The sequence below is a fragment of the Aureimonas sp. AU4 genome (assembly GCF_001463765.1).
Lineage (GTDB): Bacteria > Pseudomonadota > Alphaproteobacteria > Rhizobiales > Rhizobiaceae > Aureimonas.
In genome coordinates this window covers 1-13,027 of sequence record NZ_BBWK01000081.1, presented here as the reverse complement: position 1 = coordinate 13,027, position 13,027 = coordinate 1, and the positions used below count along the sequence as shown (strand labels likewise).

At 65.0% G+C, this 13,027-nt stretch carries 18 protein-coding genes; 4 read left to right on the top strand and 14 right to left on the bottom strand.

Annotation, left to right across the window (positions count from 1 at the left end; all coding sequences use genetic code 11):
- Positions 1 to 222: 222 nt before the first annotated feature.
- Together AUL35_RS19705 and AUL35_RS22315 are read left to right on the top strand one after the other, a co-directional pair.
- Positions 223 to 543: a hypothetical protein gene (locus tag AUL35_RS19705; RefSeq protein ID WP_062018036.1), complete on the top strand. Its 321-nt coding sequence runs from the start codon at positions 223 to 225 to the stop codon at positions 541 to 543.
- A gap of 105 nt (positions 544 to 648) precedes the next feature.
- On the top strand, positions 649 to 852 hold the full coding sequence (locus AUL35_RS22315) for a hypothetical protein (protein WP_156418103.1): 204 nt from the start codon (positions 649 to 651) through the stop codon (positions 850 to 852).
- A gap of 91 nt (positions 853 to 943) precedes the next feature.
- Here AUL35_RS22315 and AUL35_RS19700 read toward each other — a convergent pair whose 3' ends face one another.
- The gene (locus AUL35_RS19700) at positions 944 to 1,189 is read right to left on the bottom strand and encodes a hypothetical protein (RefSeq protein WP_062018034.1); all 246 of its coding nucleotides are present in this window, start codon (positions 1,187 to 1,189) and stop codon (positions 944 to 946) included.
- A 235-nt stretch (positions 1,190 to 1,424) separates the two neighbouring features.
- Between AUL35_RS19700 and AUL35_RS19695 the strand changes: the two genes are divergently transcribed.
- Positions 1,425 to 1,634 carry a hypothetical protein gene (locus AUL35_RS19695; RefSeq protein WP_062018032.1) on the top strand — a complete coding sequence of 70 codons (210 nt, stop codon included), beginning with the start codon at positions 1,425 to 1,427 and terminating at the stop codon, positions 1,632 to 1,634.
- A gap of 41 nt (positions 1,635 to 1,675) precedes the next feature.
- Here the strand turns inward: AUL35_RS19695 and AUL35_RS19690 are convergent, their stop codons facing one another.
- From AUL35_RS19690 to AUL35_RS19635, 13 genes are all read right to left on the bottom strand, one after another.
- Positions 1,676 to 1,885 carry a hypothetical protein gene (locus AUL35_RS19690; protein WP_062018030.1) on the bottom strand — a complete coding sequence of 70 codons (210 nt, stop codon included), beginning with the start codon at positions 1,883 to 1,885 and terminating at the stop codon, positions 1,676 to 1,678.
- Between the two features lie 75 nt (positions 1,886 to 1,960).
- Positions 1,961 to 2,164, bottom strand: coding sequence for a hypothetical protein (locus AUL35_RS22310; RefSeq protein WP_156418102.1), 204 nt, complete (start codon positions 2,162 to 2,164; stop codon positions 1,961 to 1,963).
- 143 nt (positions 2,165 to 2,307) lie between these two features.
- Positions 2,308 to 2,601 carry a hypothetical protein gene (locus AUL35_RS19685; protein ID WP_156418101.1) on the bottom strand — a complete coding sequence of 98 codons (294 nt, stop codon included), beginning with the start codon at positions 2,599 to 2,601 and terminating at the stop codon, positions 2,308 to 2,310.
- A gap of 34 nt (positions 2,602 to 2,635) precedes the next feature.
- Positions 2,636 to 2,953: a helix-turn-helix transcriptional regulator gene (locus AUL35_RS19680; RefSeq protein ID WP_244493845.1), complete on the bottom strand. Its 318-nt coding sequence runs from the start codon at positions 2,951 to 2,953 to the stop codon at positions 2,636 to 2,638.
- Between the two features lie 560 nt (positions 2,954 to 3,513).
- Positions 3,514 to 3,921 carry a cytochrome c family protein gene (locus AUL35_RS21745; RefSeq protein WP_202814289.1) on the bottom strand — a complete coding sequence of 136 codons (408 nt, stop codon included), beginning with the start codon at positions 3,919 to 3,921 and terminating at the stop codon, positions 3,514 to 3,516.
- On the bottom strand, positions 3,911 to 4,813 hold the full coding sequence (locus AUL35_RS19670; RefSeq protein WP_062018020.1) for a cytochrome c oxidase assembly protein: 903 nt from the start codon (positions 4,811 to 4,813) through the stop codon (positions 3,911 to 3,913). The genes AUL35_RS21745 and AUL35_RS19670 overlap by 11 nt, the downstream gene beginning before the upstream one ends.
- Positions 4,801 to 5,130 (bottom strand): hypothetical protein, encoded by a 330-nt coding sequence (locus AUL35_RS19665; RefSeq protein WP_062018018.1) that lies wholly within the window; start codon positions 5,128 to 5,130, stop codon positions 4,801 to 4,803. Before AUL35_RS19665 ends, AUL35_RS19670 begins: the two co-directional genes overlap by 13 nt.
- A gap of 1 nt (position 5,131) precedes the next feature.
- Entirely contained in the window at positions 5,132 to 5,752 is a 621-nt protein-coding gene (locus AUL35_RS19660) for a cytochrome c oxidase subunit 3 (RefSeq protein WP_062018016.1), read from the bottom strand.
- On the bottom strand, positions 5,749 to 7,674 hold the full coding sequence (locus AUL35_RS19655; RefSeq protein ID WP_062018014.1) for a cbb3-type cytochrome c oxidase subunit I: 1,926 nt from the start codon (positions 7,672 to 7,674) through the stop codon (positions 5,749 to 5,751). Before AUL35_RS19655 ends, AUL35_RS19660 begins: the two co-directional genes overlap by 4 nt.
- On the bottom strand, positions 7,671 to 8,678 hold the full coding sequence (gene coxB / locus AUL35_RS19650) for a cytochrome c oxidase subunit II (protein WP_082666478.1): 1,008 nt from the start codon (positions 8,676 to 8,678) through the stop codon (positions 7,671 to 7,673). The genes AUL35_RS19655 and coxB overlap by 4 nt, the downstream gene beginning before the upstream one ends.
- Positions 8,675 to 9,076 carry a cytochrome c gene (locus AUL35_RS19645; protein ID WP_156418100.1) on the bottom strand — a complete coding sequence of 134 codons (402 nt, stop codon included), beginning with the start codon at positions 9,074 to 9,076 and terminating at the stop codon, positions 8,675 to 8,677. Before AUL35_RS19645 ends, coxB begins: the two co-directional genes overlap by 4 nt.
- 706 nt (positions 9,077 to 9,782) lie before the next feature.
- Positions 9,783 to 11,216, bottom strand: coding sequence for an NAD(P)/FAD-dependent oxidoreductase (locus AUL35_RS19640; protein WP_244493844.1), 1,434 nt, complete (start codon positions 11,214 to 11,216; stop codon positions 9,783 to 9,785).
- A gap of 137 nt (positions 11,217 to 11,353) precedes the next feature.
- Positions 11,354 to 11,851 (bottom strand): ferritin-like domain-containing protein, encoded by a 498-nt coding sequence (locus tag AUL35_RS19635; RefSeq protein ID WP_062018008.1) that lies wholly within the window; start codon positions 11,849 to 11,851, stop codon positions 11,354 to 11,356.
- A gap of 400 nt (positions 11,852 to 12,251) precedes the next feature.
- On the opposite strand from AUL35_RS19635, the gene AUL35_RS21740 reads away from it, so the two are divergent.
- Entirely contained in the window at positions 12,252 to 12,956 is a 705-nt protein-coding gene (locus AUL35_RS21740) for an MOSC domain-containing protein (protein ID WP_082666476.1), read from the top strand.
- Positions 12,957 to 13,027 lie beyond the last annotated feature (71 nt).

Genomic DNA, 13,027 nt, shown 5'->3' with positions numbered 1-13,027 from the left:
CCCTGCCGTATCGGCGGCTCGGCGCGAGCCGGCCGCCGGTCGAGTGGGCCGTGTAGCGTCAATCGTCGTTCGTAGCGTCCACCTCTTCGGGCCGGATCACCTCGTCGGGCACGCCCACCCGGTCCCGTAGCCGCACGCCGCCATATTGAACGGGTCGCGACTATCGTCAGCCCGGCGACACGCCGGCATGATGGAATGAGGTCTAGCAGGAGACCCGACCCCATGACGAACCGCTACATGCCCAATGAAGCGACCTGCCCGGTCGATCTGGAGCTTCTCGGCTTGCTGTTGCGCTCGCCCGAAGCGCGCGTCGTCGAGATCGTCGATGCGCTGGAGTCGCCGCAGCGGGCTGACCTGGCTGCGTTCTGCTTTGGCCGCGCTCACATGCGGGACCTAGCGATCCTGATCGCTCGTCAGTGCAGCGACGTTTCGCTGCGGGAGGCCAACGGGTTCCTTGGTGAGATGCTGATCGAACATGCCCAAGCTGCCCCCGTGAAGGTTCGCAGCGATCGGCGAACGGTCACGCTCGCCCGCGCGGCGTGATGAACCCTCAGCGCCTGCGACGAAAAGGACAATCCGACAAATTTACGTAACGGGAGCTTAACCTGATCCCTGCCGTTGCCCGCCGGATTTCATGCCGGAGTGCAGATGACGCGACAGGATCGTTGGCAGCTGATGGCCCTTGCGCTGGAACTGCGGCTCGCCGCCCGGGAGCAGACGACATGCGTCTTTCCGATCATTCCGACCGCCAGGATGGTCGAGCTCGCTGAGCATATGGAAGCGCTGTCTCAGCGCGTCGTAATCGTCGACACGACCGCCGAGCGTCCGCACGGCTTCTGCGCCTGGGACTAACCAGGCCGCAGATACCGGTTGCGTTGAACGACACGATGGTCAAAGCGTCTGGATAGCTCCCAACGACCGGATTAACATGTGGGCGAGGCCGTCAGCTCCTGCCGCGCAGGCCGACCGCAGTCCGAGCACCCGATATCGATGTACGGTCGTTGGCCGGATAGGCTTGCCCGCTCTCCCCTTGCAGGCCGCTCTCGCTCAACCGCTCCTCCAGAGCCGCCGCAATCTCCTGCAGCCGTTGCGAGGTCAACCGTTGGCCGACGAGTTCGCTGGGCGCGCGTAAGGCAAGACGCAGCTCCAGCGTCATCAGCAGGAGATCTGCCCGTGTGCGATGATCCATCGTCCGTCTCCCATCCATACTGCGCTCAACGGGGTTGAAGCACGGGAGGGTCCGAAAGATCTCGAACGCTTTCGATGGGCGGCGCGCGTCTTGTCTGTGGATCCTGCCGCGGCAACGGAAACCGAAGCGAGAGGGTTTGGGTCCGCAAGCCACGACGAACAGGTATCGGCGACCGCTTTGGGGAACCACCGGCGACCGCACACCTTCCTTCCTCACCACCTTGAAGGAGACGAGCATGTCCGAGATTGCGAAGACCAACGCAGACGGTACCGAAATCCGCACGGACGGGTCGAAGGTTGCAACGGAGACCGATCCCTCCGGGGAGACCGAAAGCGAGCGTGTTGCCCGCGAGGAAAGCAAGCTTCCCAACGGCGGCCAGTCGCCAGAATACACGGACGGCGAGCCTCACGGCATTGCCGATCCCGGACCACGCACTGGGGCGTAAAACCTCCAGTCCCCAAAAAGGCAGATGGTAGGGCGTTTGCGTTATGGCCTCGTCGCAGGGGCGATGGGAGCCGGTGTCGGCGTCACGCCCTGGACCCGCTCCTGCGCGTTCTGGATGGTTTCAATCTGTCGCGCTTCCCGTCCACGTCCGGCGTCCTGCATGAACAGAAAGCCGAGCCCGAACAGAAGCACGAGCGAGACGGCGAGAAGCACGTATCGCGTCGTCTTCTTGGCAACTGTCTTCGGTCGCATGGAGGTCTCCCCGCAACTTTCGAGAGCGTCGCGCTCATATAACGGCGGCGACGCTCCCATTCCTATCGATCGCCTTCAAATGCTGCCGGGCATCCCAGGCACGGCGGGGGCCGGTCTGGTAGGGTCGGGCTCATTGGCTGGGTTCGGCTCGACCGGAGCGGTGGGAAGATCGTTGCCGATGCCCGGGCCGCCGTCGGGCCGACCGATCGCATCGTTGCCCTGACCCGGCAAGACGGGCTCGGGCAGATCTTGGCCGGGCTGGTTGAGTGGGTTCGACATGGGATGTCCTCCGTTCCGTATGGAAGGAGGACGGCCGTAGATGACGATGGTTCCGAATCGAACGTCGTTCGTCGTGCCGGGCCGGCTGGAGCGCGCCGCCGCGCTGGCCCTATCTACCGTCGGCTCAGCGACCGGAGCAGCGGTCAAAGGGTCTGAATGTCTCCCGCCGCGACCTCGGCGCTGATATCGATCAGGCACGTGGCGCCCCCGCTGACCGGGGCGCCGCCCCAACGCACCACATCCTCGGCGGGGAGCTCGATCTTGTAGCGCTTCTTAGATCGCTCGAAGCCGGATCGCGTCGCGGTCTCCTTCCAGGCGACCGTCCCGCTGTAGCGGTCCGGGGGAAGCGTGATGTTGCCGCCGATCCGGGTATCGACCGAGACCAGGAAGCCCATCGGCCCGCCCATCGTCCGTGATCCGCTGCGCAGTCTCGCCATCTTCGGTCAGTCCTTGTATCGCGCAGAGGGCGCATCAATCGTCGTTCGTCGCGTCCAGCTCGTCGGGCCGAAGCCCCTCGTCGGGCACGCCCACCCGGTCCCGCAATCGCACGCCGGCCCCGCCGCCGTCCTCCGGGATGAACTCGACGCCGGCCGCTTCGAGCGCGGACTGGATCGACGCGACCGACGTCGGCGCGACGTTCCGTCGGCGCTTCTCGAAGTCCACGACCGTCGACAGGCCGAGGCCGGCACTCTCCGCGAGGGCGGGCTGGGTCAGGTCGATAAGGGCGCGAGCTGCGCGGCACTGTGCGGGCGTCATACGAACCAACATTTTATGTTGACGGGCGTTCACGCTCGTCTTACGTATCCAACATTAAATGTTGATTACCTAAGAGGCAACGACAATACAGAATGGCCGCATCATGCCGAACGGCGAAACCATGTCCAACACCAACCCGCTCTGAGCGATCGTCCAGGCCCATAGGGCCGCGGTCGTCCGCTTGAACGTCGCCACCAGCAGGGCCGCAGAACGGACGGCCGACGCGCAACTCGGCGCCGCCTTGGACGAGATTGTCGACCGCACGTCCGCGTGCACGTCGGACGAGGGCGCTTTCGCGGCGCTGGCGCTGATCGCCCGCGAGCGCCGTCCACGATGCCCTCCCTCATGGATGCCGTCTTGGACTACGCGCGCCGCCGGCAGATTGATGCCTGACGGATCCAAGCAGTACCGATAAGACGAGGGTCGCCGCGAGCGGCCCTTTTCACGCTATCGCTCGCAGGATGACGCATGGCCCAATCTGCCTAGAGGCGAATTCTCGTTGAATGGGGAAGCTTCGTCTCGGCCACCGCGGGCAGCCAAAGGGCGGATGCGGAAAGTGCGTTGGTGTTTTGCGTTATGAGCCAACCGGTGCCTCAGTCCAGCGAAAGTAGATATGCCGTGATATGGCGGGCATCAGTCTCGTCGATCCCTTGGTTCGGCATGCCGCTACCTGGCTTTACGGCTTGTGGCTCACGCAGCCAATGCACAAGCTCGGCCGGATTGTTGGCGAGCAGCCCGGCGATCTCGGCACGGCCGGCAAAGCCCTCAAGCGAAGGGCCGACGTGCCCGCTCGCCGAAGGGATGCCGGGAATTTCGTGGCAAGCGCCGCAACCGTAACGCCTGATGGCTGTCGAGCCGGATCCAGCATCGCCGCCGGTCGCCGCCTCGGCCACGATCCGGGATCGCGTTTCTCGCTGCCATTGGGCGACGCCGAGCGCCAAAGCTGCCGCAGCGAGTCCGCCAAAGAAAAGGACGAGAGCGAAACGCAAGCTAGCGGGCACCGACCGTTTCCTTTCGGCTCGTCAGAAGCTTGGCCCCAACAAGAAGGGCAGCCCCGACATGAACCAGGCCGCCCGGCACCCACATGACGAGGCCGGCGAGTTGCTGGTCTTCCGCCGCGGACAACCCGAAGGGCGCTTCGCCCAGCCGGGCGTAGGCCTCGAACCATGGACTTTCGGAGACGGCCATGAGAGCGCCGAGTGCGCCTCCGACAAGGGACGTGAGGAAGAGGCAGAGCGCGGCGAGAGCCGGCTGTCCTGCACGGGTGCCGCGCGCGCCACGCCGCCCGAGCATCGCGTTCCAGAACAGGAGGGCTGAGACGACGAAGCTCAAGTGCTGCGCGATGTGCCACATGTCGCTTTCCAGTGCCCGATTGAACAGGGCGGGCATGTGCCAGAGCCAGAGCGTTGCCGCCTGAAGGACGGTGGCGCCCACAAGACTGGACGAGATGCGCCAAGCGAGCGACGAACCCAGGTCCGCGCCGAGGCGTCCGAAGCGACGACGCCAGGGGGGCGGGAAGGCCCAAAGCATGACCGGCAGGGGTTCGCCGAGAACGAGGAGCGGTGTTGCGACGAGCATCAGGATCTCGTGCTCCACCATGTGAAGAACGAAGGATCGCTCTCCCGCAGCATGAAGGGGCGACACGAGAGCGAGTGCTAGGATGGCCAAGCCGAGCCAGAACAGGCGCGCCCGCCGGACGAGGCTGGCACGGCCGCGTCCGCTCTTGGTCAGGAGCGCCGAGCGACCCATCGCATGTAGGAATGCGACGAGGGCCAGCGGCAAGACGATCAAAGGATCGAGCGTCCAGGAAAAATCCTGCGCGGCGTGATCATGACCGCCATGAGCAAGGGCCGGCGGCGCCAGCAGGCAAAGGAAGGCGGTCAGCGCACGCACGGCGGTACGATCAGAGTGGCAAGCGTCTGGAATAGGATCGCCAGCGCGAAGACGCCTGCGCCAAGGCACGCCACGGCCGCCATCCAGCGGCCGGTAGCGCCCTCACGACCGCTTCGGTCGCCGATCGCCCGTCGTGCAGCCGAGAAGGCGACGATGCAGGCAGCAAGCGCCGCGCCGCCCCAAATTGGACCAATCCACCCGACTGCCGCGCAAGCCGGTCGCAGCACTGCTCCCAGACCATATTGAAAGCTCATCCAAGCGAGCGGCGGCAGCAGCAGCGCGACGGGAAGGGCGAAGCGACCGCTGACCCGGATCATGTTAGCTGAGCCTCGGCAGCCAGTAGACCAACCCGTAGAGCGGCAGCCAAGTGGCTACCACGAAGCTCCAGTAGTTCGCGTTGTCCTCGACGTCGGCGAACTGCGCGTTGCCGATTTTGTGGGTGTAGAGCCAGAGCGTCTGGACCGCCGTGTCGCCGAGTTCGGTCGCGACATGGGTCGTGTGCAGCACCAGGAGCAGCCAGACGACCGAACCGTAGGCGTCGGCGTCCCAGCGCACGTTGAGATGGGCGAGTTCGAAGCCGCGCAGGACGAGGAGGAGGACACCCATCCCGGTCGCGAGGGCCATGCCACGCCGCACGCGGCGCTCGTCCTTCGCCTTGACCTGCCGAAGGATCCAGAGGTTCGGCACCTCGCTGAGGAGCAATGCGGCTGTGAAGACTCCACTCCAGCCCAGGGACGGCAGGCTGTCGCCGGGCGGCGGCCAGCCGTCCCCCCGGCTCATGAGATAGAGATAGGTGACGGCCGCCAGCGCGAAGCCCATCCCCTCGATAGCCATGAAGCCGAGGTTGCCCCACCAGACGAGGTGCCGCGAGCCCTCCGCGTGGTCGGGCAGGTCGGCGAGGCTCCCGACCACCACCGTCTCGTTGGCTTCGCCGCTCATCGCCGCACCCCCAGAAGCCCGCCTTCGGCGCGCTCCCGGCGCGGCCAGAACCAGACGGTGAGGGCGATCGCGATGGGCAGCGTGCCGGCGACGATCGCCCAGGGCGTGTAGATGCTGCCGACGAACATGGCCGAGACCGCCAGCGCCGAGACAAGCGGCCAGATCGAGGGCGGCACGCTGTCCTGCCGGTATTCCGGCTCGGCGTCGGCAATGGAGCTGACCAGCACCTCGCGCCGCTCGACGCCGATCCCGTCGAGCACCTTCAGCGGCTTCATGCTCCAGAGCGGGGCGAGGCTGTCGACGGTCGGGGTATGCTCGAAATTGTAGCTCGGCGGCGGTGAGGACGCGGCCCACTCGAGCGTCGCACCCTCCCAGGGGTCGGGACCAGCGAAGGCGCCGCGCCACAGGCTGAGAAGCGCGTTGGCGACGAAGACGAGCGCGCCGAGGATCGCGATCGCCGAGCCGACGGTGGCAACGAGATTGAGCGGGCCCCAGCCGAGAGAGACCTCGTAGGTATAGATCCGGCGCGGCATGCCCATCAGGCCGAGGATGTGCATCGGGAAGAAGCCGAGGTTGAAGCCGCCGACGATGAGCCCGAAGGCGATCATGCCCCAGCGCTCCGACATCAGGCGCCCCGTCGCCTTGGGATACCAGTACGCGAAGGCGCCGAGCAGCGGGAAGATCGCGCCTCCGACCAGCACGTAGTGGAAGTGAGCGACCACGAAGTAGGTGTCGGTGATCTGGAGATCGAGCGGGGCGGAGGCCGTCATAATGCCTGACAGGCCGCCCATCACGAAGGTGACGAGAAAGCCGGTCACCCAGAGGAGCGGTGTGCGGAAGCGGGGGCGTCCGCTCCAGATCGTGGCGATCCAGCAGAAGATCTGGAGCCCCGCCGGCAGCGCGATCGCCATCGAGGCAGCCGTGTAGAAGGAGTTGCCGAGCTTCGGCAGGCCGACGGCGAACATGTGATGGACCCAAAGCCCGAAGGCCAGCACCCCGATCGCCATGACCGAGAGCACCATCGCCATGTGCCCGACCACCGTGCGGCGCGAGAAGGTTTCGACGATGGCGGTGACGAAGCCGACGGCGGGCACGAAGATGATGTAGACCTCCGGGTGCCCGAAGAACCAGAAGAGGTGCTGGAACAGGAGCGGATCGCCACCGGCCGCCGGTGCGAAGAAGGCGGTCGAGACCAGCCGGTCGGCGATCAGCATGCTGGTGACGAGCATGACGGCCGGCATGGAGAAGATCGTCATCAGCGACGATACGAGCATGGCCCACAGGAAGAGCGGCATGCGGGCGAGCGTCATGCCGGGCGGGCGCATCTTGAGGATGGTCGCGGCGATGTTGACGGACGCTGCCAGCGCGGCGACCTCGGTGAAGGTGATCATCTGCGCCCAGATGTCGGCGCGGTGGCCGGGCGAGTAGGCGGGGCCGGAGAGCGGCGGATACTCGAACCAGCCGAGATCCGGCGTGATTCCGAAGGCATGCGCGATCCAGAGCATCAGGACGCCGCCGAGGTAGAGCCAGAAGCTGAAGGCCGCCAGACGCGGAAAGGCGAGCGCGCGTTGGCCTAGCATGAGCGGCACCAGCCAGATTGCCATCGCCTCCATGACGGGCACGGAGACCAGGAAGAGCATGGTCGAGCCGTGCAGGGAGAACGATTCGTTGTAGAGCTGCGGTCCGAGAATGGTGAGGCCGGGCCAAGCGAGTTGCAGGCGCATGTGCAGCGCCAGCATGCCGGCGGCGAACATCAGGACGACCACGGTCATGATGTAGCGCGCAGCGATACGCTTGTGATCGACGGTGGTGAGGAAACCCCACAAGCCAGGCGCATCGGCCCAAGTCTGCGCGAGACGTTCGGAACGCTCCGTGGCGTGACGTTCCTCGCGATGCCGCGTGCGTCGGAAGATGGCGATCATCGCAGCGAACTCAGGTATGCGGCGATGGCGTCGGCGTCGGCAGGCGTGATCGAAACGGTTGGCATCAGCGTTCCCGGCTTGAGCGCCTGCGGATTGGCGATCCAGCCCTGGAGGCCGCCCCGGCTCATCGGCAGGGTGCCAGCCGCAAGCGAGCGACGCGAGGCGATATGCGTCAGGTCTGGTCCCGCACGACCGACAGCCCCGGTCCCGCGGACGACGTGACATGCGGCGCACGGGCCGCTCGAAAAGAGTTCGCGGCCACGCGCCAAATCCCGATCGTCGCCCGGTCCCAAAGCCGGTGCCGCCTGGCCGAAAAGCCATGCGTCGAACTCGGCGGGCGGAAGCACGTTCACGTCGAGAGCCATGTGAGCGTGTTGGGTGCCGCAGTACTCGCCGCACTGACCACGGAACCAGCCGACACGCGTCGGCGTCAGGGACAAGACGTTCGCCCGGCCTGGAATGGCATCTGTCTTGCCGGCAAGGTTGGGCACCCAGAAGCTGTGGATCACATCGCCCGAGCCGAGTTCGATACGCGCTGTCCGCCCGGCCGGCAGACGAAGCTCGTTGGCCGTCTCGACGACGACCCCGTCCGATGACGTGGGATATTCGATGCGCCACCACCACTGGTGGCCGGTGACGCGTATCGTCAGCGCTTCGTGATCCCGCGGCACGGCCAAGCTTCGGTCGGCAACGAAGCTGCGAGTGATAAGGACAGTGAGGCCGATCACAATCAGCCCCGCCCAAATCGCGAGGGCGCGCATCAATCCTTTGTCGGGCGGCTCGACGACGGGGGCGCCGGGTGCGGTGGCGCGATGCCGACGCCGGAGACCCCAGGCCAGGAAAGCAAGAACGAGCGCGTACATGCCGCTGCAGACGACGAGCATCCATCCCAGAAGGTCGAGAAGATGCGCTGCCTCTCGGCCGGCGGGCGAGACGACGGACTGGATGCCCGAGCACCCGCTGAGAGCAGCGAGCGCCGGAAGAAGGAACCAGGTCCATCTCATCGCAACGGCCCAGTCCATTGCGCGCCTTGCGGCTCGCCGGCCTGATCGAGACCCTGACGTCTGATACGCTCGGCCCCGAAACTCTGGAGGCTTCGCACGTAGGCCGTCATCTGCCAGAGTTGCTGAACGGGAATGCGCTGCCCGAAGCTCTGGTTTGGAGCGGGATGCCGCTCGGCGATTGAGCGGTAGATATCAGCAAACGCCCCGCCGTAGCGCCAGGACCCATCGTCAAGGTCCAGGACGCCCACCGCGCCAAGGCTATGGCAGGTATTGCAACCGTACCAGGCGGCATACCGGCCACCTTGGCCGATCTGGTAGGCGTTCCGGTCGAAATAGACGATCCGTGCGTCGTCGGCTTTTTGGGGGCCGGTCCGAGGCGGCAGATTGTCGTCGCGCACCTCCCGTCCACACCCTGCCAACAGCGGGACGAGGCCAGCGACGCATAGAAGGAACCACCCAGGACCGAAGAAGCGCATTACGTCACAGCCGGGACGACAGACAGCGATCGCGGACGGTCGAAATCGATCTCCATGATCGGAAAATAGCATCGGGCGCTCGCTTCGTCCGACGCTCGATTGCTAGACGGGAAAGGAGCTAGGGCATGGCTTCCCGACGCTTCGCAGCTTTGGTGGAACCACCCCGGACTGCGTCACTCGGCCTGTCCACCCTTTAGGCCGTGCCGCCGCATTCGGGCGCCGCCATTCCTTGCTCGGTGAACAACTCGGAACGGTCGGATGGATCGATCCGCACCGGTACGGGCTTGGCGGTCGGCGTCTTCGAAGGCCTAAAATGATCGGCTGACGCCATCAGCGGGTTCATCTCGCGATGGAAGGCGCCGAAGCATTCGTCCAGGCATCAGGACCGTTCTGGATGCCGAACAGATGACCCTTCTCGCCCGCGCCATCAATCTTAGGAAAAGCGTGAACCGGCATCTGTTCGCTGGCAGGGACCCGCACTCCCGAGACGTGTCCGCTATGCCGACGGTGCAAAGCAAAATCCTCGGCGGGCTTCCGCTTCCACATTCGCTGCGGGCAAGGTGCAGCACCGTCAAGCAGGAGTGCGGTCGCCGCAACTCACCGAACCAGGAACAGCCGGGCGCCTTGCTCAGGGTGCTGTGGACTGCGGCTCAGCTTCTGAACGACTCGATGCTGGATTGGCCGCGTTGACCAGCCGAGGCTGTGCCGGTAGCGGAGCCTCCACCACATCCTCCGCGATAAGTCGCGCGCCACGCTCGTAGGTGAGGTAGCGCCACAGCCATTGCACGGAGACCGTCAGTCGGTGCTGGAAGCCGACGAGCAGGTAGACGTGCACGATGGCCCAGGCGATCCAGGCCACGAAACCGCTCAGGCGATGGCGACCGTGTTCGAAGACCGCCGCGTGGCGCCCGACGATCGCTGCATTGCCGCGACTCTCGTAGCGGAACGGCTGGAGTGCGGTATCGCCGACGGCCTCGTTGCGGCGAGCAAGTTCCCGGCCGAGATGAACGCCCTGCTGTTTGGCGACCTGCGCGAGGCCAGGGAGCGGCCGACCATCCTCACCAGGGGAGCTGGCAATGTCGCCAAGGGCATACACACCTTCGAGACCGGGCACGGATAAGTCCGGCGCTACGGGAATGCGGCCGGCGCGGTCGGTGGGCACCCCAAGCTGTGCGGCGAGCGGAGACACCCTGACGCCGGCCGCCCAGATCACCAAACCGACCGGCTCGCGCACGCCCGCCACCTCGATTGAGCTTTCCGCGATGTCGCTGACCACCGTGCCGAGCCGAACCGCGACCCCAAGACGCTCGAGGCGCGCGCGGGCATAGTCCGAGGCTTCCTGCGAGAAGGTGCCCAGCAGCCGGGGACCGGCCTCGATCAGCAAGACGCGCGTGGTAATGGGATCGATGTTGCGGAAGTCGCGCGCCAGCGCGAAGCGGCTAAGCTCGGCAATCGCGCCTGCCATCTCCACCCCGGTCGGCCCGCCTCCGACGACCGCGATGGTGGTCAGCCTCCTTTGCTCATCGGGATAGCTCTCGCGCTCCGCACGCTCGAAGGCGAGCAGGAGGCGCGAGCGGATGGTGCGCGCATCCTCGATGGATTTCAGTCCCGGTGCGAAGCGTGCCCACTCGTCGTGCCCGAAATAGCCGTGCGTGGCGCCGGTCGCGAGCACGAGGATATCGTATGCGATCTCCTTGCCGCAGGTCAGCAGAAGCCGCTTGCGGTCGTGCTCCACCCGCTTGACCTCGCCGAACACCACCCGAACGGACGGGTATTTCGCGAGGATCCTGCGGATCGGCTCCGCGACGTCGGTCGCCGAGAGCGCTGCGGTGGCGACCTGATACAGCAGCGGCTGGAAGAGGTGGTGATTGCGCTGGTCGACGACGGTGGCCGGCACGCCAGCGGCCCCCAACGCGCGGGCGACCTCAAGACCGCCGAAGCCCGCGCCGAGGACGACGATGCGCGGCCCGGACGTCGCTGAGCCGGAAGGAGGAGGATCAGCGGCTGGCATGACCTGCTGTTCCCCGAGATGGACGCTATCCGGTCGCTGCGGGCGCATCATTCGTAGAACTCGATTGGCGTGGCCACACCCTTCATTCTGGCAACCTAGTAGAGGTGTCGCCCCAAACTCATCCGGCCCTTCCTCCCCGCAGCTGGTACGTTGTCCAACTGTGGGGAGGAACGCCAAGTGCCTCTGGCCTAGGTGCCGACCGCCCCGCTGGACGGCAAGCTCTCGGCAACCTGTGTGAGAAGCTGGTCCGTTTTGATCTCTTCCTGAAGCGTTTCGTCCAGGAGTTGGGCTGCCTCGTCGTAGCCGAGCTTGGTCGCCCAAGCCTTCAGCGTGCCGTAGCGTGCGATTTCGTAGTGCTCGACCGCCTGGGCACATCCGATCAGGACGTCGTCAGCCGCTTCTGTACCGCCGAAGTCCTCCAGATCCTCTTCCATCTCGGCCGTCAGACCCTGCATCGCCTCGCAAGTCTTGCCGCGTGCCGCTTTGCCGATGATCTCGAAGACCTGCGTCAGGCGCTCGACTTGAACTTGGCTTTCCTCCGCATGGGTCTCGAACGCCTGCTTCAGTTCGGCTGACTGCGCGGATCGAGCCGACTTCTTCAGTGCTTTCACCGAGGCACGCTCGGCGTAGTACACATCCTTGAGCGTCTCATAGAACGCGTCGTTCAGCGTCTTTTCCTTCGCCATGATCTCATCCCTCCATCGATACGATCCCGCACAAGCGGGTGTCGCCGGAAAGGATGATGAGCATGCCCTTGTTCCACTATCTGGCCGGTTCATTGTTTAGGTGTCGTTCAAACGGTGAGGATGAAGCATGATGACGCTGTCGCATGGCATAATGTGAGCCGGCTAAAATGGCGACAACTATAAAATAAATGAAATTTCAATCATGGACACTCTAATGTACTCGCATCTATACGATTATTGGCGATGCAGATTGCGATTATACAGGTGCGAGAATCTCAAAGATCGATGGCTTGTCCAGAGCCGCTGACTGTACGTCTCCCGGCCTGCAAGACCTGGGCGACCCGTCTGAGCCAGAGCTTTCCCGTCCTTATACGGTTTCATTGATCGAAGGCTCGCGGCCATGCGTCTCGTGGAGATCTGGCGTTATCCCATCGCTTCGCTTACTGGTGAGCGTCTCGCCAGCGTGCGCCTGTTGGCTTCCGGGTTGGCAGAGGACCGACGGTTTTCCATCGTCTGTCGTGCGACGGGGGAGGTCGCTAGTCCGGAACACTCAGCCCGATGGCAACCGGCACCTCTGGTGCGGGCGCGCGGTGTGGGGTTGAACCTGTCCATCAAGACGCCGCAAAAGGATTGGCTCGCGGCTTTTGGCACCTCTGCTGAGGAGGCGCTGAACGATCACTTCGGCTTCGAGGTCGACATCCGGCCCACAGGACTGTGGCGCGGCCAACCAGCTGATACCTCGCATGTCCAACCTCGTTACCCGCGTGCGCCCCTGCACGTCATTACAACGGGTATGTTAGCGCGGTTGCAGGAAGCCGTTCCCGCTCAGGCGATGACCGCCGAGCGGTTCCGACCCAACCTCGTTCTCGATATGGACGAGGATGAAGAGCGGGAGTTCATCCGCGAAGGTGCAGCACTTCACTTCGGGCTGGCCGCCGTCGAACTCACCATCCCGACGCAACGGTGCGGATTTGTTGCGTTGGCCCAGACCGCAATGGAGCGGTCACCGGCGGTCCTTCGGACCCTCAAGCAGCACCACGGCCTGCATTTCGGCTACTACGCTGATGTCCTCAAAACGGGACGCTTGACTGCCGAGGAGGGGTAAAGCGCATCCGAAGCTGCCGGTTTGCAGACGATAGGTTGAGCCTCACCAGGATAAAGTCAGAGCGTGCGCAT